1 protein-coding gene is annotated in these 256 nt (G+C 56.2%); it reads left to right on the forward strand.

Going from position 1 to position 256, the window contains the following annotated elements; translation table 11 throughout:
* On the forward strand, positions 1 to 256 hold a 256-nt coding region (locus tag ACLIIZ_RS21175), incomplete at both ends, for a transposase (RefSeq protein WP_416695702.1).

A 256-nucleotide genomic window follows, 5' to 3' on the forward strand; every position in this document is an offset into this window, starting at 1 on the left:
CCGATCCGTCTGATCCTGACCGCAGGACAAGTGGCTGATATCACGCAAGGCGCGGCATTAATTGAGCGGATCGACGCCGGTGCGGTGATAGCGGACAAGGGCTACGACAGCGACGCCTTGGTTCAGACTATTGAAGAAACAGGCGCCCAAGCCATCATTCCGCCACGGAGCAACCGCAAAACGCCTCGCACCGTCGATTGGCATCGCTATAAAGCACGAAATCTGGTTGAGCGTTTTTTCTGCCGCCTCAAGCAAT

It is taken from the genome of Azonexus caeni (assembly GCF_048146105.1).
In the GTDB taxonomy this organism is placed as follows: Bacteria; Pseudomonadota; Gammaproteobacteria; order Burkholderiales; family Rhodocyclaceae; genus Azonexus; species Azonexus aromaticus_B.